This window comes from Belnapia arida (assembly GCF_016773205.1).
Taxonomy (GTDB): domain Bacteria; phylum Pseudomonadota; class Alphaproteobacteria; order Acetobacterales; family Acetobacteraceae; genus Belnapia; species Belnapia arida.
Map to the genome: position 1 here is coordinate 207,028 of NZ_JAETWB010000003.1, position 19,940 is coordinate 226,967.

Here is a 19,940-nt window from a genome sequence, read left to right on the forward strand (position 1 = left end):
AGGAACGACGACGATGGCGAAGGCGAAGTTTGAGCGGAACAAGCCGCACTGCAACATTGGGACGATCGGGCACGTCGACCATGGCAAGACGTCGCTGACGGCGGCGATCACCAAGGTGCTGGCGGAGACGGGCGGCGCGACGTTCACGGCCTACGATCAGATCGACAAGGCGCCTGAGGAGCGGGCCCGCGGCATCACGATCTCGACCGCGCATGTCGAGTACGAGACGGCGAACCGGCACTATGCGCATGTCGACTGCCCTGGCCACGCCGACTACGTGAAGAACATGATCACCGGCGCGGCGCAGATGGACGGCGCGATCCTGGTGGTCTCGGCGGCCGACGGCCCGATGCCGCAGACGCGCGAGCACATTCTGCTGGCGCGGCAGGTGGGCGTGCCGGCGCTGGTGGTGTTCCTGAACAAGATGGACCTGGCGGACCCCGACCTGGTCGAGCTGGTGGAGATGGAGGTGCGCGAGCTCCTCAGCAGCTACCAGTTCCCGGGCGACGACATCCCGATTATCAAGGGCTCGGCGGTGGCGGCCCTTGAGGACAAGACGCCCGAGATCGGCAAGAATGCCGTGCTCGAGCTGATGGCGGCGGTGGACAGCTACATCCCGCAGCCGGAGCGTCCGAAGGACATGCCGTTCCTGATGCCGATCGAGGACGTGTTCTCGATCTCGGGCCGTGGCACGGTGGTGACGGGTCGCGTCGAGCGCGGCATCGTCAAGGTCGGCGAGGAAGTCGAGATCGTTGGCCTGAAGGCGACGGTGAAGACGACCGTGACCGGCGTCGAGATGTTCCGCAAGCTGCTCGACAGCGGCGAGGCGGGCGACAACATTGGCGCGCTGCTGCGCGGCACCAAGCGCGAGGACGTGGAGCGCGGGCAGGTCCTGGCCAAGCCCGGCTCGATCACGCCGCACACCGGGTTCAAGGCCGAGGCCTATATCCTGACCAAGGAGGAGGGCGGCCGCCACACGCCGTTCTTCACCAACTACCGGCCGCAGTTCTACTTCCGGACCACCGACGTGACCGGGATCGTGAAGCTGCCGGAAGGCGTCGAGATGGTGATGCCGGGCGACAACGTGACGATGGATGTCGAGCTGATCGCGCCCATCGCCATGGACCAGGGGCTCCGCTTCGCCATCCGCGAGGGCGGCCGCACCGTCGGCGCCGGCGTCGTCGCCTCCATCGTGAAGTAAGCCTTAGGCTCAGTCGAGGATCGGTCCGCTCACCATGGACAGCCAGAATATCCGCATCCGCCTCAAGGCGTTCGATCACCGCGTGCTCGACGGTAGCACGCGGGAGATCGTGAATACCGCGAAGCGGACGGGCGCCCGTGTGCGCGGCCCGATTCCGCTGCCGACGGAGATCGAGCGCTTCACCGTCAACCGCTCGCCGCATGTCGACAAGAAGTCGCGCGAGCAGTTCGAGATCCGCACACATCGCCGCCTGCTCGATATCGTCGACCCCACTCCGCAGACCGTGGACGCGCTGATGAAGCTCGACCTCGCCGCGGGCGTGGATGTCGAGATCAAGCTCTAAGGCCAGGGGGAGTTACTAGCCATGGCCGCCAAGACCGGCCGCACCGGCCTGATCGCCAAGAAGCTGGGCATGACCCGGATCTTCAATGACGATGGCAGCACGGTCCCCGTGACCGTCCTGCATCTGGACGAGGTGCGCGTCATCGCCCGCCGCAGCGCCGAGAAGGATGGCTATGACGCCGTCCAGCTCGGAATCGGCCGCGCGAAGCCCAAGAACGTGACCAAGGCCAATCGCGGCCACTTTGCGAAGGCCGGCGTTGAGGCACCGAAGAAGCTCGTCGAGTTCCGCGTCGGTGCCGATGCGGCGCTCGATCCGGGCGCACGGCTGAGCCCGGCGCATTTCGTGAAAGGCCAGATCGTCGACGTTACCGGCGTCTCGAAGGGCAAGGGTTTCGCCGGTGCCATGAAGCGCTGGAACTTCGCTGGCCTCGAGGCCTCGCACGGCGTGTCGATCAGCCATCGTTCACATGGTTCGACTGGCAATCGGCAGGATCCGGGCAAGACTTTCAAGAACAAGAAGATGGCTGGCCATCTGGGTGTTGAGCGCATCACCACCCAGAATCTCGAGATCGCCGGTATCGATCTCGACAAGGGCCTGTTGCTGATTAAGGGCGCGGTGCCCGGGTCCAAGGGTGGCTATGTGCTGGTGCGGGACGCGGTGAAGCGCGCGCGCCATGCCGAGGCTCCCTTCCCGACGGCCGCGGCGTAAGGACCAAGTACGATGCAGGTTCCGGTCATCACGCTGGATAACGGCACGGCAGGCGAGATCGAGCTGCCGGAGGCGCTGTTCGCGGCGCAGCCGCGCGCCGATATCATGGCGCGGGTCGTTCACTGGCAGCTCGCCAAGCGGCGGGCGGGTACCCACAAGGTCAAGGGGATGGGTGAAGTCTCCGGCACCACCAAGAAGCCTTATCGGCAGAAGGGCACCGGCAACGCCCGCCAGGGTTCGTTGCGTGCGCCGCAGTTCCGCACCGGTGGCGTGGTGCATGGCCCGGTCGTCCGCGACCACGGCTACTCGCTGAACAAGAAGGTTCGCCGTCTCGGCCTCATCAGTGCGCTCAGCCAGAAAGCGGCCGAGGGCAAGCTGGTGGTGATCGACACCGCCTCCGCTTCCGAGGCCAAGACTTCGGTGCTGGCGAAGCAGCTCAAAGCGCTCGGTTGGAGCAGCGCGCTCGTCGTGGACGCGCAGGTGGATGAGGGCTTTGGCCGCGGCATCCGCAACCTGCCGAACATGCATGTGTTGCCGACGATCGGCGCCAATGTGTACGACATCCTGAACCATGACGTCCTCGCGGTCACCCGCGCCGGCGTCGCGGCGCTGACGGAGCGGCTGGCATGAGCGGTACGCAGGAGAAGAAGCCGCTCCTCTCACGGGAGCGCATGTATCAGACCATCCTCGCCCCGGTGGTGACGGAGAAGGCGACGCTGCTGACCGAGCAGGGCCAGGTTGTCTTCAAGGTGCCGCTCGAGGCGACGAAGCCGGAGATCAAGGCCTCGGTCGAGACGCTGTTCGGCGTGAAGGTGCTCGCAGTCAACACCCTTGTGGTGAAGGGCAAGGCGAAGCGCTTCCGCAACCGCCCGGGTCAACGCTCTGACTGGAAGAAGGCCATCGTGCGCTTGGCCGAGGGCCAGACAATCGATCTGACGACGGGGCTCGCCTAAACCATGGCGCTCAAGAATTTCAATCCGATCACGCCGAGCCTCCGCGGCACCATCCTGATCAAGCGGGATGAGTTGTGGAAGGGCAAGCCGGTCAAGCAATTGACCGAGGGCAAGTCGCATTCCGGCGGCCGCAACAACCACGGCCGCACGACTGTTCGGTTCCGGGGCGGCGGACACAAGCAGAGCTACCGCATCGTTGACTTCAAGCGGCGGACGAAACTCGGCGTTCCGGCGACTGTCGAGCGGCTGGAGTACGATCCGAACCGCACCGCTTTCATTGCGCTGCTGAAGTACCAGGACGGTGAGCTCGCCTATATCCTGGCGCCACAGCGGTTGAAAGCCGGTGACCAGGTCGTCGCCGCCGAGCGGGCAGACATCAAGCCGGGCAACGCGATGCCGCTTGGCTCCATCCCCGTCGGCACCATTGTGCACAATGTCGAGCTGAAGCCGGGCGCCGGCGGCAAGATCGCGCGTTCGGCGGGCACCTATGTGCAGCTGGTCGGCAAGGACGCCGGCTACGCCCAGCTCAAGCTGATGTCGGGCGAGGTCCGCACCGTCCGCGCCGAGTGCATGGCGGCGATCGGGGCGGTGTCTAACCCGGACAACTCGAACCAGCAGATCGGCAAGGCCGGTCGCTCCCGCTGGTTGGGTCGGCGCCCTCACAACCGCGGTGTGGTAATGAACCCCGTCGACCACCCGCATGGTGGTGGTGAGGGTCGTACCAGCGGTGGCCGTCATCCGGTCACACCCTGGGGCAAGCCGACCAAGGGCGCGAAGACGCGCAACAACAAGCGGACGGATCGGCTCATTGTCCGCCGCCGCACCGCGACGAAGGGCTGAGGGCGATGCCGCGCAGCGTATGGAAGGGGCCGTTCGTGGACGGCTTCCTGCTCAACAAGGCGGAGGCCGCACGGGCTTCGACGCGCAACGAGATCATCAAGATCTGGTCGCGTCGCAGCACGATCCTTCCGCAGTTCGTCGGGCTGACCTTCGGTGTCTACAACGGGAAGAAGTTCATCCCCGTGCAGGTTTCGGAGAACATGGTGGGCCACAAGTTCGGCGAGTTCTCGCCGACGCGGACCTTCACCGGGCATTCGTCCGACAAGAAGGCGAAGCGGGGCTGATCCGATGAGCAAGCCGAAGCACGAACGCGGTCTTCCTGAGACCGAGGCGCAGGCCATTCTGCGGAATATCCGCGTCAGCCCGCGTAAGCTCAACCTGGTCGCTGGCCTGATCCGCGGCCGGCGCGCCCAAGATGCTGTTGCGACGCTCGCTTTCAGCAAGCGCCGCATTGCGCAGACTGTGAAGAAGACGCTCGAGAGCGCCATTGCCAACGCCGAGAACAACCACCAACTGGATGTCGATCAGCTTGTGGTGTCACGCGCCGAGGTCGGCCGCTCGCAGGTGATGAAGCGCTTCTCCGCCCGCGGCCGCGGCCGTGCGGCGCGTGTCGAGAAGTGGTTCAGCCATCTGAAGATCGTGGTCGCCGAACAGCCGGCCGCGGCACCGGCCCAGCAGGAGGCCGCGTAACATGGGTCACAAAGTCAATCCGATCGGCTTCCGCCTCGGCATCAACCGCACCTGGGACAGCCGGTGGTTTGCTGATGCCGACTATTCCCGGCTGCTGCATGAGGACCTGAAGCTGCGTGACACGCTGCGCACGCGCCTTAAGGGCGCGGGCGTCAGTCGAGTGGTGATCGAGCGTCCCGCAAAAAAGCCGCGCGTCACGATCCACGCTGCCCGTCCAGGCGTCGTCATCGGCAAGAAGGGCGCGGATATCGAGGTGCTGCGCAAGGATCTTGCGAGGCTTGCCGGGGCCGAGGTTGCGCTGAACATCGTCGAGATCCGTAAGCCCGAGATTGATGCTACCTTGGTTGCCGAGAGCATCGCGCAGCAGCTTGAGCGCCGCGTCGCCTTCCGTCGCGCCATGAAGCGCGCGGTGCAGTCGGCCATGCGGCTGGGTGCCGGCGGCATCCGGATCAACTGCTCCGGCCGCCTCGGCGGCGCCGAGATTGCCCGGATGGAGTGGTACCGCGAGGGCCGCGTGCCGCTGCATACGCTGCGCGCCGACCTCGACTTCGGAACCGCCACCGCCAAGACCACCTATGGCACCTGCGGCGTGAAGGTCTGGATCTTTAAGGGTGAGATCCTGGCCCATGACCCAATGGCGCAGGACAAGCGCGCCGCCGAACAGGCGCCGCAGCGCTGAGGGATGATGTGAGATGCTGCAGCCCAAGCGCACCAAGTTCCGCAAGGCCCATAAGGGTCGCATCAAAGGTCTCGCCAAGGGTGGGTTCTCGCTGAGCTTCGGCGGGTTCGGCTTGAAGGCGCTGGAGCCGGAGCGGGTGACCGCCCGGCAGATCGAGGCCGCCCGCCGTGCCATCACCCGCGCGATGAAGCGTCAGGGCCGCGTCTGGATCCGCATTTTCCCGGATGTGCCGGTCTCGACCAAGCCTGCCGAAGTCCGCATGGGCTCCGGCAAGGGCGCGCCGGAATACTGGGTGGCCCGCATCAAGCCGGGCCGCATGATGTTCGAGATCGACGGCGTCTCCATCGAGACGGCGCGCGAGGCGCTGACGCTCGGCGCGGCAAAGCTGCCGATCCGAACCAAGATCGTGTCGCGTCTCGGCGCGGCGGAGGCCTAAGACCATGACCAAGATCGCGGACATCCGCGCCAAGACCCCGGACGAGTTGCAGACGCAGCTCCTCGACTTGCGGAAGGAGCAGTTTAACCTGCGCTTTCAGCGGGCTACCGGCCAGCTCGAGGCGACCGGCCGCATCAAGCTGGTGCGGCGCGACATCGCCCGCATCAAATTCGTCCTGTCCGAGCGGCGTCGCTCGGCAGCTTCTCAACCCACGGCTTAAGGGGAGACCGGCGGCTATGCCGAAGCGCGTCCTCACGGGCCGGGTGGTCAGCGACAAGATGGACAAGACGGTTACCGTCCTTGTCGAACGTCGCGTGATGCATCCGCTCTACAAGAAGTTCATCCGGCGTTCGAAGAAGTACGCCGCCCACGACGAGGCCAATCTCTGCAAGGAAGGCGACCTCGTGCAGATCGAAGAGTGCCCGCCGCTGTCCAAGCGGAAGGCCTGGATGGTGGTGCTCCGCAACGGTAATCCGTTGGCGGCCACGACCGAGGCGGTGTCCGCATGATCGGCGTCGAAGCGAACCTCGACGTTGCCGACAACTCCGGTGCGCGCCGCGTCCAGTGCATCAAGGTGCTCGGCGGCTCGAAGCGGAAGACGGCCTCGGTCGGCGACGTCATCGTCGTCTCCGTGAAGGAGGCGATCCCGCGCGCCAAGGTGAAGAAGGGTGAGGTGCATCGCGCCGTCATCGTCCGCACCTCCTATCCGGTGCGTCGCATCGATGGCACGGCGATCCGTTTCGACAACAACGCCGCCGTGCTCATCAACAAGCAGGGCGAGCCGATCGGCACCCGCATCTTCGGACCGGTCGTGCGCGAGCTTCGGGCGCGGAAGTACATGAAGATCATCTCGCTGGCGCCGGAGGTCCTCTGACCATGGCGGCGAAGATCAAGAAGGGCGACCGGGTCCAGGTGTTGACCGGTCGTGACAAGGGCAAGCGCGGCGAAGTCATCGCCGTGTTGCCGACCGAGAAGCGTGCCCTGGTGCAGGGCGTGAACGTGGTGAAGCGCCACCAGAAGCCGCAGGGCATGAACCAGCCCGGCGGCATCCAGGAGAAGGAGGCGCCGATCCACCTCTCGAACCTGGCGCTCCTCGACCCGAAATCCGGTAAGCCGACCCGTGTTGGGTTCCGCCTGCTGGAGGATGGGAAGAAGGTGCGGGTGGCGAAGCCTTCGGGCGAGGTGCTTGACGCATGAGCGATTCGAAGAAGGGCGGCGCCAAGAAGGGCGCCCCGGCCAACGCCAAGAAACCGGAAGCCAACCGCGAGGAAGGCAGCCGCACCGTCACGACCGTCGCCGCGAAGCCCGGCAAGTCCGCCGCTTCACCGGCCGAGCGCACCCGCCTTGCGACCTTCTACGCTGAGGTCATCCGGCAGCGCTTGGTCGAGGAGTTCGGCTACAAGAACCCGATGGAAGTGCCGAAGCTCGAGAAGATTGTCATCAACATGGGCGTCGGCGAAGCCGCGGCCGATGGCAAGAAGCTCGATGCCGCGGTTGCCGACCTGACGGCCATCGCCGGCCAGCGGCCGGTGCGGACCAAGGCTAAGAAGGCGATTGCCGGCTTCAAGATCCGCGAAGGCCAGCAGATCGGCTGCAAGGTGACGCTGCGCAAGGCGCGCATGTACGAGTTCCTCGACCGGCTCGTCACCATTGCCCTGCCGCGCGTGCGGGATTTCCGTGGCCTTCCGGGCACCAAGGGCTTCGACGGCCGTGGCAACTTCGCCATGGGCCTGAAGGAGCAGATCGTGTTCCCTGAGATCAACTACGATCGCGTGGATACGGTCCGCGGCATGGACATCCAGTTCGTCACCACGGCGAAGACCGACAAGGAAGCGAAGGCGCTGCTCAAGGCGTTTCAGCTTCCCTTCCAGAACTGATCTTGGAAAACCGCCCGGCGAGCCGGGCAGGTTCCGGAGGATAGAACCGTATGGCCAAGACTTCGGCAGTCGAGAAGAACAAGCGTCGGGCGAAGCTCTCGTCGACGCATGCTGCCAAGCGCGCGGCGCTGAAGGGTATCGTCATGGATCGCACCCTGCCGGTCGAAGACCGGTTTGATGCGACCTTGAAGCTCGCCCAGTTGCCGCGCAACGGCGCCAAGGTGCGCGTGCGTCTGCGCTGCGAGCTCACCGGCCGCCCGCGCGGCAATTATCGCAAGTTCAAGCTCAGCCGGAACATGCTGCGGGAGCTCGCCAATACTGGCCAGCTGCCCGGCGTGACCAAGGCGAGCTGGTAAGGGAGCGGGGATATGTCTCTGTCCGATCCGCTCGGGGATCTGCTCACCCGTATCCGTAATGCCCAGCGGGCCCGGCAGACGCGTTGCGTCGCCCCGGCCAGCCGGCTGCGGACCGATGTGCTCGACGTGCTGAAGCGCGAAGGCTATATCCGCGCCTGGCGGGTGGAGCAGGAGCGCCCCGGCGTCAGCCGCATCGAGATCGAGCTGAAGTATTCCGAAGGCGAGCCCGCCATCAAGGAGATTACCCGCATCTCCAAGCCCGGCCGGCGCGTCTATTCGAAGATCAAGGAACTGCCGAAGTTCTACAACGGGCTCGGCATCTCCATCCTCTCCACGCCCCGTGGCGTGATGAGCGATACCGAGGCCCGCACCGCCAATGTTGGCGGTGAAGTCCTCTGCCGCGTGTTCTAAGGGAGGGATACAGCATGTCGCGCGTCGGCAAATATCCCGTCCCGGTCCCGAGCGGCGTCCAGGTGGCGCTGCAGGGCCGGACCGTGGTGGCCAAGGGCCGGAATGGCGAGCTCAAGCTCGACCTGACGGATGAAGTGGATGTGGAGATTGCGGACAACCAGGTGGCGGTAAAGCCGCGCCGGGACGACCGCCGCAGCCGCACCATGTGGGGCACCACCCGCAGCCTGATCAACAGCATGGTGACGGGCGTCTCCACCGGCTTCACCAAGTCGATGGAGATCAACGGCACCGGTTACCGCGCCGCGGTGCAAGGCAAGGATCTGGTGCTGAACCTCGGCTACAGCCATGAGGTCCGCTACCCGATCCCCGAGGGCATCAAGATCACCTGCGAACGCCCGACGGCCGTAAAGGTCGAAGGCGCGGACAAGCGTCAGGTCGGTCAGGTTGCCGCCGAGATCCGCGCCTGGCGTGATCCTGAGCCCTACAAGGGCAAGGGTGTGCGCTACACCGATGAGCAGATCCTCCGGAAGGAGGGTAAGAAGAAGTAATGGCCGACAAGCTCGCATTGCAGACGCGCCGGCGTTCCCGGCTGCGCTACCAGCTGAAGCTCAAGAGCGGCGGCCGTCCGCGGCTCTCCGTCTTCCGCTCGGGCAAGCACATCTATGCCCAGGTGATCGACGACGCCCAGGGCCGCACCCTCGCTGCCGCGTCTTCCATCGAGAAGCCGATGCGCGAGTCGCTGAAAACCGGCGCCGACAAGGACGCCGCGACCCAGGTCGGGAAGCTGGTGGCCGAGCGTGCTCGTGCCGCCGGGGTCGACAAGGTCGTCTTCGACCGCGGGCCTTACCTGTATCATGGCCGGGTCAAGGCCCTGGCCGACGCCGCCCGCGAGGGCGGGCTGTCGTTCTGAGGATCGCATAGATGGCACGTACCCCTCATAGCGGTGGCGGCGGCGAGCATGGCGGCGAGGGCGGCGATCGCCGTCGTGGCCGTGGCCGTGGCCGCGAGAACGAGAACCGCCAGGAGCGCCAGGATGGCGATGAACTGAAGGACAAGCTCGTCACCATTAACCGCGTCGCCAAGGTGGTGAAGGGTGGCCGTCGGTTCAGCTTCGCTGCGCTGGTCGTGGTCGGCGACCAGAAGGGCCGCGTCGGCTGGGGTGCCGGCAAGGCCCGCGAGGTACCGGAGGCGATCCGCAAAGCAACCGAGCAGGCGAAGCGGACCATGATTCGCGTGCCGATGCGGGAGGGCCGGACCCTCCACCACGACGTCATCGGCGAGTTCGGCGCCGGCCGGGTGATCCTGCGGGCGGCGCCCGCTGGTACCGGCATCATCGCCGGCGGCCCGATGCGCGCAATCTTCGAGACGCTGGGCATGGGTGATGTCGTGGCCAAGTGCCTCGGCTCGACCAACCCGCACAACATGATCAAGGCCACCTTCTCGGCCCTGACCCGCAGCACGAGCCCGCGTGCCGTCGCCTCCCGGCGCGGCAAGAAGGTCTCGGACCTGCTCGGGCCGCGCAAGGACCAGGCCCCGGCCGAGACGTCGGCCGCGGAGGCTCCGAATGTCTGAGACGAAAAAGACCGTGAAGGTGACTCAAACCGGGTCGCCGATCGGGCGCAAGCCGGGCCAGCGCGAGACGCTGATCGGCCTCGGCCTCAACAAAATGCACCGTTCGCGGGAGCTGGAGGATACTCCAGCGGTCCGCGGCATGATCCGTAAGGTGGCCCACCTCATCAAGGTGGAAGGCTGAGCGGGGAGCAAGACCTATGAAACTGAACGAGCTGCGCGACAATGACGGCGCGCGCTACAAGTCGAAGCGGCTTGGCCGCGGCATCGGCTCCGGCAAGGGCAAGACCTCGGGCAAGGGCGTGAAGGGCCAGAAGGCGCGCGAGGGCGTGTCCTTGAACGGCTTCGAAGGCGGCCAGCTCCCGATCTATCGCCGCCTGCCGAAGCGGGGCTTCGTCAATATCTTCCGCAAGGAGTATGCCCCGCTGAACCTCGGCCGCCTGGAGCAGGCGATCACCGAGGGCAAGCTGCCGGGTGACCAGCCGATCGACGAAGCGGCGCTGCGCGCGGCCGGCATTGTCCGTACCGGGGCGAAGCTCGCCGGCGTGCGGCTGCTGGGCCATGGCACTCTGAGCCGGGCGGTGACCATTACCGTCTCCGGCGCCTCGGCCAGCGCGGTCGCGGCCGTGCAGGCAGCTGGTGGCACCATCACCCTGCTAAACCCGCCTGCCACGGCCGAAGAGGCTCCGGCGGAGGCGTGATGCTTGCGGCCCGCCGGGCCGCTCGCTACCTAGTCAGAGGTTCGTGGCTGCGGCGCCACGGCCGGGGGATCTCCCTCCGGTTGGTGGCGCCGCTGTCGTGAGGAGGGTTTAGGATCCATGGCCTCCGCAGCCGAGCAGCTTGCGGCCAATCTCAATCTCGGGGTGCTGTCGAAGGCGACCGAGCTCAAGCGGCGCCTCTGGTTCACCCTGGGTGCCCTCCTGGTCTACCGTCTTGGCACCTATGTGCCGGTCCCTGGCGTCGATGCAGGGGTGATGGGCGAGATCCTGCGCCAGCATGGCGGTGGGATCCTCGGCATGTTCGACATGTTCACGGGCGGCGCCCTCGGGCGGATGACTGTCTTCGCCCTCAACATCATGCCCTACATCTCAGCCAGCATCATCATCCAGCTGATGACGGCCGCCATCCCCTCGCTCGAAACCTTGAAGAAGGAGGGCGAGTCGGGCCGGAAGAAGATCAACCAGTATACCCGCTACCTCACCGTGCTGATCGCCATCTTCCAGGCCTACGGCATCGCCGTCGGCCTTGAGAGCATGCGCGGCAACTTCGGGCCGGCGGTGGGCGATCCGGGCGCGTTCTTCCGCGTCTCCTGCGTTATCACCCTGGTCGGCGGGACGATGTTCCTGATGTGGCTGGGCGAGCAGATCACGGCGCGCGGTGTCGGCAACGGCATTTCGCTCATCATCTTTGCCGGCATCGTGGCGAACCTGCCTCACGCGCTGGTTTCGCTGCTGGAGCTTGGCCGCACCGGCGCGCTCTCGACCATCTTCATCATCGTCTTCATTGCCATTGCGCTCGCGGTGATCGCGCTCGTGGTCTTCATCGAGCGGGCCCAGCGCCGCATCCCGGTGCAGTACCCGAAGCGCCAGGTCGGCAACCGCATGTTTGGCGGCGAGAACACCCATCTGCCGCTGAAGCTGAACACCGCCGGCGTCATCCCGCCGATCTTCGCTTCCTCCCTGCTGCTGCTGCCGGCAACGATCGCCGGATTCGCAGCCGACCCGGCCTCCGATGGCTGGCTCAGCACCGTCAGCGGAGCGCTGGCTCATGGGCAGCCGCTCTACATGGCGCTCTATGTCGCCCTCATCATTTTCTTCGCCTTCTTCTACACGGCCGTGGTCTTCAACCCAGTGGAGACGGCGGACAACCTGAAGAAGTATGGCGGCTTCGTGCCGGGCATCCGGCCAGGCCAGCACACGGCCGACTATTTCGACCGGGTGCTGACGCGGCTGACTGCCGTTGGTGCTCTCTATCTCTGTCTGGTCTGCATCCTGCCCGAGTTGCTGATCAGCCATTACGGCGTGCCTTTCTACTTCGGCGGCACCTCGCTGCTGATCATCGTGTCGGTAACGATGGACACGGTGGCACAGGTGCAGTCCCATCTCTTCGCGCACCAGTATGAAGGCCTGATCCGCAAGGCCCGTCTGGGTGGTCGCGGCGCACCGCGGCCGCGTTGAGGCAAGGGGGAGGGGGACACGCCATGAATCTGATCCTGCTGGGTCCGCCCGGGGCGGGGAAGGGGACTCAGGCCAAGCGCCTGGAAGACCGCCACGGGCTGAAGCAGATCTCGACGGGTGACATGCTGCGCGCCGAAGTGCGCTCAGGCAGCGAGGTCGGCCTGCAGGCGAAGGCAATCATGGAACGGGGCGAGCTTGTCCCGGATGCCATCATCATCGCCATGCTCGCCGGCCGGGTGGCCCAGCCGAACGTCGCCCAGGGCTTCATCCTGGACGGCTTTCCCCGTACCGTCCCGCAGGCGGAGGCGCTCGACCTGATGCTGAAGGAGAAGGCCATGCCCCTCCATCACGTCATCGAGCTCCAGGTGGATGACGTGGCCCTGGTGGACCGCATCTCCGGCCGCTTCACCTGCGCCAAATGCGGCGAAGGCTACCACGACCAGTTCAAGCCAGCGGCCAAGGCCGGCACTTGCGATGTTTGCGGCAGCACGGAGTTCTCCCGGCGTGCCGACGACAAGGCAGAGCTGGTCGCGGCCCGGCTTGAGGCCTACCACCGCCAGACGGCGCCCCTGCTGCCCTACTACGCCGCCCAGGGCGTGCTACGGGTGGTGGACGGCATGGCGGAGATGAACGAGGTCGCCCGGCAGATCGAGGCGATCCTCGGGGAGAAGGGTTGACGGCGAGGGGGCTCTCGGTATAGTCCGCGCCTCTCGCGGTCAGAGGCAGCCCCCGGGCCTGGGTCCAGGGTACTCCCGGCCGCGTTTCGCCGTTGGCATTTTGGGTTGATCATATCGTCGGACGGGGTTTCCCCATCTGGCGGGAGCAGGAGCGACAGGCTCCAGGAGCTGAGCAGTGGCGCGCATCGCCGGAGTGAACATCCCCACGAACAAGCGCGTGCAGATCTCGCTGCGCTACATCTACGGCATCGGCCCGAAGAACGCGGCCGAGATCTGCGGGAAGCTCAGCATCCCTGAGGACCGTCGGGTGAACCAGCTGACGGATGAGGAGATTCTGCGCATCCGCGAGCTGATCGATCGTGAGTACCGCGTGGAGGGCGACCTCCGCCGTGAAGTCGCGATGAACATCAAGCGGCTCATGGATATGGCCTGCTACCGTGGCCTGCGTCATCGCCGGGGCCTGCCAGTCCGGGGCCAGCGCACCCACACCAACGCCCGCACGCGCAAGGGCAAGGCCGTGGCCATCGCCGGCAAGAAGAAGGTGACGAAGTAATATGGCCCGCGAACCCCGTGGTGGCGCCCGCGCGCCGCGCAAGAAAGAACGGAAGAACATCTCTTCCGGCGTGGCCCATGTGCTCGCCAGCTTCAACAACACCATCGTGACGATCACGGATGCCCAGGGCAACGCGATCGCTTGGTCCTCCTCCGGCAGCCAGGGATTCAAGGGCAGCCGGAAGTCCACCCCGTATGCGGCGCAGGTCGCGGCCGAGGATGCTGGCCGTAAGGCCCGCGAGCACGGGATGGAGCAGCTTGAGATCATGGTGAGCGGCCCCGGTTCGGGCCGCGAATCGGCGCTTCGCGCCCTGCAGGCGGTCGGCTTCTACGTCACCGCCATCCGGGACGTGACGCCCATCCCGCATAATGGTTGCCGCCCGCGCAAGCGCCGCCGCGTCTGAGACGCGTCGTGGTGGCCGCGTCCAAGGCGCGGCTGCCTTTTCTTGCGTGAGGTTGGCCTAGGAGACTGTTCGTGATCGAGAGGAACTGGCGGTCGCTCATCCGGCCCGAGAAGCTGGGCGTCGAGGTCGGCGCCGACCCGGAGCGCAGCGCGACCATCGTAGCCGAGCCGCTGGAGCGTGGCTTCGGCATGACGCTCGGCAATGCGATCCGCCGCGTGCTGCTGTCCTCCCTCCAGGGGGCTGCGGTCACGGCGATCCGCATCGACGGTGTCCTGCATGAGTTCAGCAGCATCCAAGGTGTCCGCGAGGATGTCACGGATATCGTGCTGAATGTGAAGCAGCTTGCCATCCGGATGCAGGGCGAGGGGCCGAAGCGCCTCCAGCTCACCGCGACCGGCCCGGGCGAGGTGACTGCAGGCCAGATCCAGACCACGGGCGACATCGAGATCGCCAACCCCGATCTCGTCATCTGTACCCTCGACGACGGCGCCCGCCTGTCGATGGAGCTGACAGTCGGCACTGGCAAGGGCTATGTCCCGGCGGCGATGAACCGTCCCGAGGATGCGCCGATCGGCCTTATCCCCGTGGACGCCATCTACTCGCCCGTCCGTCGCGTCGCCTACCGTGTCGAGCCGACCCGCGTCGGCCAGGTGACCGACTACGACAAGCTAGTTATGAACCTCGAGACCGACGGCACCGTCGCCCCCGAGGACGCCGTGGCGCTTGCCGCCCGGATTCTGCAGGACCAGTTGCAGCTCTTCATCAACTTCGACGAGCCGCGCGAGCGCAAGGTGGAGGAGGAGCGGGACGACCTGCCCTTCAACCGCAACCTGCTTCGCAAGGTGGACGAGCTGGAGCTTTCCGTCCGCTCGGCAAACTGCTTGAAGAACGACAACATCGTCTATATCGGCGACCTCGTGCAGAAGACCGAGCAGGAAATGCTCCGCACGCCGAATTTCGGCCGCAAGTCGCTGAACGAAATCAAGGAAGTCCTGGCCTCGATGGGCCTCGGGCTCGGCCTCACCGTTACCGGCTGGCCGCCCGAGAACATCGAAGAGCTGGCCAAGAAACTCGAAGAGCCGTTCTGAGTCCGGCGGAGTAGGAAGCCCATATCATGCGACACGGGATTGCCGGCCGGAAGCTCGGCGTCACCTCCACCCATCGTCTTGCCATGTTTCGCAACATGGCGACGAGCCTGCTGAAGCACGAGCAGATCACCACTACGTTGCCCAAGGCGAAGGAGCTGCGCCCCTATGTGGAGCGCATCATCACCCTTGGGAAGCGCGGTGGCCTGCATGCGCGGCGTCAGGCCTATGCACAGATCATGGACCAGAAGGTGGTGGACAAGCTCTTCACCACCATCGCGGAGCGCTACAAGGCCCGCAACGGCGGTTACACCCGCGTGCTGAAGGCCGGGATCCGGTACGGCGACGCTGCCAGCATGGCGGTAATTGAGCTGATCGACCGCGATCCGGCGGCCAAGGGCCAGGATAGCGGCCCGAAGCCGGAGCGCCCCGAGGCCGATCAGGCTGAGGCGGGCTGAGAGAGCGAAGGGTGGCGGGGCAACCCGTCGCCCTTTTTCATGGTGACGACTCCCGCGTCATCACCAGCTCGCCATGCGGCAGGCCGGGCAGCGCCTCCGCAGCTACCGCCTCCAGCGCCCCGCCCCGCGCCACTCGCCAGAAGCGGAAGCCCAGTTCGCTGCCAAGCCAGCTGACCAGGGCTGGCAGATCGCTCCGTACCGCCATCATCGGCGCCGACCATTCCGTGACGATCCGTAGCCGCGGCGAGCGCGCCATTAGTGCCGCTGCCCCGCGCAGGACCTGCGGCTCCGAGCCTTCCGCATCCATCCGCAGCAGATCGAGCGAGGGCAGCCCAGCCAGCGCCGCATCCAGCGTCACCGCTGGCACGGTCACGCGACGGGAGTAGTTCGGCGCCTCGCCTTCGAAAGCGAGATGCCCGCTGCCGATATGGTCCGGGTCGCTGCTGAAGCTGACCTCTCCCGGCACGTCCAGCGCCGCCGCCGGATGCAGCGTCACCCTGTCCCCAAACCCGTTCACCGCGATCGTCGCACGAAGCAGCGGCAGCACCGCCGGATTGGCCTCGAAGCTGTGGATCAGCCCCTCCGGCCCCACCGCCTCCGCCATGGTCAGGGTGTGGTAGCCCATATTGGCGCCGACCTCCGCCACCCGGTCCCCGCGGTGCAGAATCCGGCCGAGCACCGCCTCCACATCCATCTCCCAGGTGCCATGAACGGCGATATGCGGCGTGAGGCCAAGGTCGCGCGTATCGAGATAGATCATCTGCCCGCGATGTGTCAGCGCCAGCGCCCGGGCCCGGCCGAGGTAGCAGTAAGGCTGCACGGGCCGTGCCGGGGGAGGGGGCAAGGGAACGTTTTTCACCCGGAGCCGGCGCAGCACCGCCCGCAAACTCAATGCCATGCCAGATCGAACCTCAGGGGACGCCGCAATCTCCCATTTCGGCCGGTCGCCGCACAAGCCTTGCCTGCCGCCTGGCCGCAGCGGACACTCCGGACCGGGCCAGCGCCCGCGGGAGGAATGATAACATGCGCCATCGGCTGCTCGCCGGCATCATCGTCGCGAGCCTGGGCATGGGGCAGGCTTCGGCGCAGCTCCTGCTCTCGGCGAACGACAACAAGATGGTCCTGGACAACGGCGTCGCCCGCACCCTCCGTGAATCCCCACCCGATACGTTGACGGTCATCGACCTTGCCTCCGGTGCGCCTCGCATCCGCGCCGAGATCGCCGTCCCCGCCAGCGTCGTCGGCCCGCCCGTCTCCGTCGCCATCACGTCCGACGAGCGCCTGGCCCTCGTCACCAACAACCAGCAGCGCGACCCGGCCGACCCCGCCCGCCTCGTCGCCGGCAACACCATGTCGGTGGTGGACCTCACCGCCTCGCCGCCCCGCGTCGTGGCAACCCTGCCGACCGGCGCGGCGCCCGCGGGCGTCTCCATCAACCGCGCCGGCACCCTCGCCCTCGTCGCCAACCGCGCGGAGGGCACGGTGGGCGTCTTCCGCATCGCCCATGGCCATGTGACCTCCATCGGCAAGGTGGACATCGGCCCGGTTTCCTCCGAGGTCTCGCATGTCGCCTTCACCCCGGACGGCCGCCGCGCCCTTGTCACCCGCAACGGTGACCATCTGATCAATGTCCTGCAGATCGAGGGCGAGCGGGTAGTGAAGCTCGACCGCGACATCACCACCGGCGTCCGCCCCTACGGCCTCGCGGTGACCTCAGACGGCCGCTACGCCACCGTCGCCAATATCGGCCGCGGCAGCGGCGATGCGGACACCGTCAGCCTCATCGACCTGACCCGCGAGCCCTATCGCATCGTCGATACGGTGAGCGTCGGCCAGACGCCGGAAGGCATCCAGACCGGGCCAGACCCGCGCCTTGTCGCGGTCACGGTGATGAACGGTTCCAACAAGCCCTCCGGCTCGCCTTTCGCGGGGCCGGGTCTGGTGAAGCTGCTGCGCATCGACAGCGGCCGCCTCTCGGTCGTCGCGGAGGCTCATGTCGGCACCTGGTCCCAGGGCGCCGCCTTCTCGCCGGACGGGCGGATGCTCTTCGTCGGCAACATGGTGGAGCGGGACATCTCTGTCTTCCGCATCACCGAGGACGGCAGGCTGAGCGAGGCCGGCCCGCGCCTCCGCCTCGGCGGCGGCTCTGTGGCGCTGCGGGTGGCCGACAGGCCGAGATAACGGCTTGGTTGACCGACCTGCCGCCCGTTCCTAGCCTTGTCCCGACGTCCGAGAAGAAAGGTACCCTCATGGCCCATCGCGGCTTGCGTTTCGGCATCTTCCTCGCGCCCTTCCACCGCGTGGGCGACAACCCGACCCTCGCTCTCGGCCGCGACCTTGAGCTGATCCAGTGGCTCGACACCCTCGGCTACGACGAGGCCTGGATCGGTGAGCACCACTCCGCCGGATGGGAAATCATCGCCTCGCCCGAAATCTTCATCGGTGCGGCGGCCGAGCGCACGAAGCACATCAAGCTCGGCTCCGGCGTTACCTCGCTGCCCTACCATCACCCCTTCCTCGTCGCGCAGCGCTTCGTCCAGCTCGACCACATGACGCGCGGCCGCGCCATGCTCGGCTGCGGCCCCGGCGCCCTGGTTTCCGACGCCTACATGATGGGCATCAAGGCCGAGGATCAGCGTCGCATGATGGATGAGAGCCTCGGCGCCATCATGAAGCTGCTGGCGTGCGAGGAGCCAGTGACGATGAAGACCGACTGGTTCGAGCTGAACCAGGCCCGGCTCCACCTCGCCCCCTATACCTATCCGCACTTCCCGATCGCGGTCGCCAGCGCCACCACCCCCTCCGGCGTGCTGACCGCGGGCAAGCATGGCGTCGGCCTGCTCTCCCTCGGCGCCGGTCTGCCGGGCGGCAACGCGAAGCTCGCCGAGCACTGGCGCCAGGGCGAGGCCGAGGCGGCGAAGCACGGCAAGACCATGCCGCGCGACGGCTGGCGCCTGGTCGTGAACATGCATTGCGCCGAGGAGGACGAGCGCGCTTTCCACGACGTCGCCCGCGGCGAGCGGCTGGAGACACTCAGCTATTTCAGCGAGACCCTCGGGCGGCCGCCCATGCGCAGCGAGAACCCGCTTGGCGACGGGCTGAAGGCCGGCACCACCCTGGTCGGCAGCCCGGAGACGGTGGCGAAGGGCATCGAGCGCCTGCTCGAATACACCGAGGGCGGTGCCGGCGCGGTGCTCTTCCGCGCCCATGAATGGGCCAACCGCGAGGACACGCTGCGGAGCTACGAGCTTTTCGCCCGCTGGGTCATGCCCCGCTTCCAGGGCAGCCTGACGATGCCCGCCCAGTCGCGCGAATGGTGCAGCGAGAACCGCAGCGGCATCTTCGGCCCGAGCATGAATGCGCTGCGCAAGGCCTTCACGGATGCCGGGCAGGAGGTGCCGGACCATATCCGGCTTCGCCTCCACACCGGCAAGGTCGAGTTGTAGCCTTCGGTCGCCCTGAGGGGATCGTTCGCTCAGGGCGCGGCCTTCCACTGGCTGCACCGGATGCGGCGTCAAGGTCTGCCCGCTGAAATTCGATGGCGCTGTGCCGTCCCGGGCGGTCGAGGTGCGCGTTGGAGGCGGCTCCATAGCCCCCTGCCAGTCGCGCAGCCCGCGCCGGCATGTCATGCCAGAGCCGCAGCCGTTTCCCAAGGGATGCCAGACCGCAGGGCCAGGGGAAGGCTAGCCAGGCAACTCGGTCAGGCAGGCGGGCCGAGCGCCTTCTGGCCATCATTTCCGGACGGAGCGCCGGCCGAGACCAGTGCCGCATCCGCCGGCGCCTGAGGCATGAGCGGGCTCTCTTTGCCCCGAGCCTGGCTGGCCATCACGGGTTCTCCAGCCGATTATCCGGCTGCGTCCGGTGGGTTGCCTGTCGGTAACTTAGCTGGTAGCCGCACCTGCTCATTCATGCGGGACACGTGTGGCACGCCCGGTATCGGGGGCTAAAGGCTTCGCTCACGCGTTCCTGTCTGACCGCTTGGTTCGCGCGGCGCGAACCGTGGGCGCTTCGGCTCCAGCAGGGAACAGCGATGAGCATCACGGACCATCTCTCCGCGACGGACGTCATCCTCGATCTCGACGCGCCGAACAAGCGGACCGTCCTGCAGTTCCTGGCCACCGAGGCGGCCAACCGCCTGGGGCGGCCGGAAGCCGAAATTTCCGAGGCGCTGCAGGCGCGGGAACGATTGGGTTCGACGGCGCTCGGCCGGGGCATCGCCCTACCGCATGCGCGGCTGGAGGGAGACCTTCCGCCGGTCGTGCTTGTGGCGCGGCTGCAGCGTCCCGTGGACTTCGAGGCACGTGACGAGGAGGCCGTGGACCTCGTCATCCTTGTTCTCTGGCCCGAGGCCTCGCCCGAAGGGTTCCTACCCACCTTATCGGGGATTTGCGGGTCGCTCCGGGAGCCGCAGGTGCTCCGGCGGCTGCGCTCGGCGAGGGCACCGGATGAGGTGGTGGCGCTTCTTGCCGGCCCATCCCCGGAAGCGGCGACGTGATGCCGCGAAGCGCCGGCGCAGAGCCTGTT

General features: G+C 66.7%; 32 protein-coding genes. 31 read left to right on the plus strand and 1 reads right to left on the minus strand.

Features of this window, described 5'->3' with window-relative positions; genetic code table 11:
* Positions 1–13: 13 nt before the first annotated feature.
* From tuf to rplQ, 28 genes are all read left to right on the plus strand, one after another.
* Positions 14–1,201 (plus strand): elongation factor Tu, encoded by a 1,188-nt coding sequence (gene tuf / locus JMJ56_RS10705; RefSeq protein WP_202831599.1) that lies wholly within the window; start codon positions 14–16, stop codon positions 1,199–1,201.
* Between the two features lie 34 nt (positions 1,202–1,235).
* A complete protein-coding gene (gene rpsJ, locus JMJ56_RS10710; RefSeq protein WP_007004401.1) occupies positions 1,236–1,544 on the plus strand; it encodes a 30S ribosomal protein S10 in 309 nt (102 codons plus the stop codon).
* Between the two features lie 21 nt (positions 1,545–1,565).
* Complete coding sequence (rplC, locus tag JMJ56_RS10715) at positions 1,566–2,252, plus strand: 50S ribosomal protein L3 (protein ID WP_202831610.1); 687 nt, start codon at positions 1,566–1,568, stop codon at positions 2,250–2,252.
* 12 nt (positions 2,253–2,264) lie between these two features.
* Positions 2,265–2,882 carry a 50S ribosomal protein L4 gene (gene rplD / locus JMJ56_RS10720; protein ID WP_202831611.1) on the plus strand — a complete coding sequence of 206 codons (618 nt, stop codon included), beginning with the start codon at positions 2,265–2,267 and terminating at the stop codon, positions 2,880–2,882.
* Complete coding sequence (locus JMJ56_RS10725; protein WP_202831612.1) at positions 2,879–3,205, plus strand: 50S ribosomal protein L23; 327 nt, start codon at positions 2,879–2,881, stop codon at positions 3,203–3,205. Before rplD ends, JMJ56_RS10725 begins: the two co-directional genes overlap by 4 nt.
* 3 nt (positions 3,206–3,208) lie before the next feature.
* Positions 3,209–4,045: a 50S ribosomal protein L2 gene (gene rplB, locus JMJ56_RS10730; RefSeq protein WP_202831613.1), complete on the plus strand. Its 837-nt coding sequence runs from the start codon at positions 3,209–3,211 to the stop codon at positions 4,043–4,045.
* A gap of 5 nt (positions 4,046–4,050) precedes the next feature.
* The gene (rpsS, locus tag JMJ56_RS10735) at positions 4,051–4,329 is read left to right on the plus strand and encodes a 30S ribosomal protein S19 (RefSeq protein ID WP_043340447.1); all 279 of its coding nucleotides are present in this window, start codon (positions 4,051–4,053) and stop codon (positions 4,327–4,329) included.
* A gap of 4 nt (positions 4,330–4,333) precedes the next feature.
* The gene (rplV, locus tag JMJ56_RS10740) at positions 4,334–4,735 is read left to right on the plus strand and encodes a 50S ribosomal protein L22 (RefSeq protein ID WP_202831614.1); all 402 of its coding nucleotides are present in this window, start codon (positions 4,334–4,336) and stop codon (positions 4,733–4,735) included.
* Between the two features lies 1 nt (position 4,736).
* Positions 4,737–5,414: a 30S ribosomal protein S3 gene (gene rpsC / locus JMJ56_RS10745; RefSeq protein ID WP_043340443.1), complete on the plus strand. Its 678-nt coding sequence runs from the start codon at positions 4,737–4,739 to the stop codon at positions 5,412–5,414.
* A gap of 13 nt (positions 5,415–5,427) precedes the next feature.
* Positions 5,428–5,850, plus strand: a complete 423-nt coding sequence (gene rplP / locus JMJ56_RS10750; RefSeq protein WP_043340441.1) for a 50S ribosomal protein L16 — start codon at positions 5,428–5,430, stop codon at positions 5,848–5,850.
* A 4-nt stretch (positions 5,851–5,854) separates the two neighbouring features.
* A complete protein-coding gene (gene rpmC / locus JMJ56_RS10755) occupies positions 5,855–6,070 on the plus strand; it encodes a 50S ribosomal protein L29 (protein WP_202831615.1) in 216 nt (71 codons plus the stop codon).
* A gap of 16 nt (positions 6,071–6,086) precedes the next feature.
* Entirely contained in the window at positions 6,087–6,359 is a 273-nt protein-coding gene (rpsQ, locus tag JMJ56_RS10760; RefSeq protein ID WP_043364849.1) for a 30S ribosomal protein S17, read from the plus strand.
* Positions 6,356–6,724, plus strand: a complete 369-nt coding sequence (gene rplN / locus JMJ56_RS10765) for a 50S ribosomal protein L14 (protein WP_043340437.1) — start codon at positions 6,356–6,358, stop codon at positions 6,722–6,724. The genes rpsQ and rplN overlap by 4 nt, the downstream gene beginning before the upstream one ends.
* A 2-nt stretch (positions 6,725–6,726) precedes the next feature.
* A complete protein-coding gene (rplX, locus tag JMJ56_RS10770; protein ID WP_202831616.1) occupies positions 6,727–7,047 on the plus strand; it encodes a 50S ribosomal protein L24 in 321 nt (106 codons plus the stop codon).
* Positions 7,044–7,727: a 50S ribosomal protein L5 gene (gene rplE / locus JMJ56_RS10775; protein WP_202831617.1), complete on the plus strand. Its 684-nt coding sequence runs from the start codon at positions 7,044–7,046 to the stop codon at positions 7,725–7,727. Before rplX ends, rplE begins: the two co-directional genes overlap by 4 nt.
* A gap of 50 nt (positions 7,728–7,777) precedes the next feature.
* A complete protein-coding gene (gene rpsN / locus JMJ56_RS10780; protein ID WP_043340433.1) occupies positions 7,778–8,083 on the plus strand; it encodes a 30S ribosomal protein S14 in 306 nt (101 codons plus the stop codon).
* Positions 8,084–8,095: 12 nt separating this feature from the next.
* The gene (rpsH, locus tag JMJ56_RS10785; protein ID WP_202831618.1) at positions 8,096–8,494 is read left to right on the plus strand and encodes a 30S ribosomal protein S8; all 399 of its coding nucleotides are present in this window, start codon (positions 8,096–8,098) and stop codon (positions 8,492–8,494) included.
* Positions 8,495–8,508: 14 nt separating this feature from the next.
* Complete coding sequence (rplF, locus tag JMJ56_RS10790; protein WP_202831619.1) at positions 8,509–9,042, plus strand: 50S ribosomal protein L6; 534 nt, start codon at positions 8,509–8,511, stop codon at positions 9,040–9,042.
* Entirely contained in the window at positions 9,042–9,404 is a 363-nt protein-coding gene (gene rplR, locus JMJ56_RS10795) for a 50S ribosomal protein L18 (protein WP_043364845.1), read from the plus strand. Before rplF ends, rplR begins: the two co-directional genes overlap by 1 nt.
* Before the next feature lie 11 nt (positions 9,405–9,415).
* Positions 9,416–10,066, plus strand: a complete 651-nt coding sequence (rpsE, locus tag JMJ56_RS10800) for a 30S ribosomal protein S5 (protein WP_202831620.1) — start codon at positions 9,416–9,418, stop codon at positions 10,064–10,066.
* Positions 10,059–10,247, plus strand: a complete 189-nt coding sequence (gene rpmD / locus JMJ56_RS10805; protein ID WP_043340421.1) for a 50S ribosomal protein L30 — start codon at positions 10,059–10,061, stop codon at positions 10,245–10,247. The genes rpsE and rpmD overlap by 8 nt, the downstream gene beginning before the upstream one ends.
* 16 nt (positions 10,248–10,263) lie before the next feature.
* Entirely contained in the window at positions 10,264–10,764 is a 501-nt protein-coding gene (gene rplO / locus JMJ56_RS10810; protein ID WP_202831621.1) for a 50S ribosomal protein L15, read from the plus strand.
* Positions 10,765–10,881: 117 nt separating this feature from the next.
* Positions 10,882–12,240 (plus strand): preprotein translocase subunit SecY, encoded by a 1,359-nt coding sequence (gene secY, locus JMJ56_RS10815; RefSeq protein ID WP_202831622.1) that lies wholly within the window; start codon positions 10,882–10,884, stop codon positions 12,238–12,240.
* Between the two features lie 23 nt (positions 12,241–12,263).
* Positions 12,264–12,917 (plus strand): adenylate kinase, encoded by a 654-nt coding sequence (locus JMJ56_RS10820; RefSeq protein WP_202831623.1) that lies wholly within the window; start codon positions 12,264–12,266, stop codon positions 12,915–12,917.
* Between the two features lie 175 nt (positions 12,918–13,092).
* Entirely contained in the window at positions 13,093–13,470 is a 378-nt protein-coding gene (rpsM, locus tag JMJ56_RS10825) for a 30S ribosomal protein S13 (protein ID WP_043340414.1), read from the plus strand.
* 1 nt (position 13,471) lies between these two features.
* Positions 13,472–13,873: a 30S ribosomal protein S11 gene (rpsK, locus tag JMJ56_RS10830; protein WP_043340413.1), complete on the plus strand. Its 402-nt coding sequence runs from the start codon at positions 13,472–13,474 to the stop codon at positions 13,871–13,873.
* 71 nt (positions 13,874–13,944) lie between these two features.
* Positions 13,945–14,961 carry a DNA-directed RNA polymerase subunit alpha gene (locus JMJ56_RS10835; protein WP_043364839.1) on the plus strand — a complete coding sequence of 339 codons (1,017 nt, stop codon included), beginning with the start codon at positions 13,945–13,947 and terminating at the stop codon, positions 14,959–14,961.
* Positions 14,962–14,987: 26 nt separating this feature from the next.
* Complete coding sequence (gene rplQ, locus JMJ56_RS10840) at positions 14,988–15,416, plus strand: 50S ribosomal protein L17 (protein ID WP_202831624.1); 429 nt, start codon at positions 14,988–14,990, stop codon at positions 15,414–15,416.
* A 37-nt stretch (positions 15,417–15,453) separates the two neighbouring features.
* Here the strand turns inward: rplQ and JMJ56_RS10845 are convergent, their stop codons facing one another.
* Positions 15,454–16,314, minus strand: a complete 861-nt coding sequence (locus tag JMJ56_RS10845; RefSeq protein ID WP_202831625.1) for an FkbM family methyltransferase — start codon at positions 16,312–16,314, stop codon at positions 15,454–15,456.
* 125 nt (positions 16,315–16,439) lie between these two features.
* Here JMJ56_RS10845 and JMJ56_RS10850 point away from each other — a divergent pair, with 125 nt between their 5' ends.
* The 3 genes from JMJ56_RS10850 (at position 16,440) to JMJ56_RS10860 (ending at position 19,911) form a co-directional block, all read left to right on the plus strand.
* Positions 16,440–17,597 carry a YncE family protein gene (locus JMJ56_RS10850; protein ID WP_202831626.1) on the plus strand — a complete coding sequence of 386 codons (1,158 nt, stop codon included), beginning with the start codon at positions 16,440–16,442 and terminating at the stop codon, positions 17,595–17,597.
* Between the two features lie 68 nt (positions 17,598–17,665).
* The gene (locus tag JMJ56_RS10855) at positions 17,666–18,862 is read left to right on the plus strand and encodes an LLM class flavin-dependent oxidoreductase (protein WP_202831627.1); all 1,197 of its coding nucleotides are present in this window, start codon (positions 17,666–17,668) and stop codon (positions 18,860–18,862) included.
* 584 nt (positions 18,863–19,446) lie between these two features.
* On the plus strand, positions 19,447–19,911 hold the full coding sequence (locus tag JMJ56_RS10860) for a PTS sugar transporter subunit IIA (protein ID WP_202831628.1): 465 nt from the start codon (positions 19,447–19,449) through the stop codon (positions 19,909–19,911).
* The last annotated feature ends 29 nt before the right edge of the window (positions 19,912–19,940 follow it).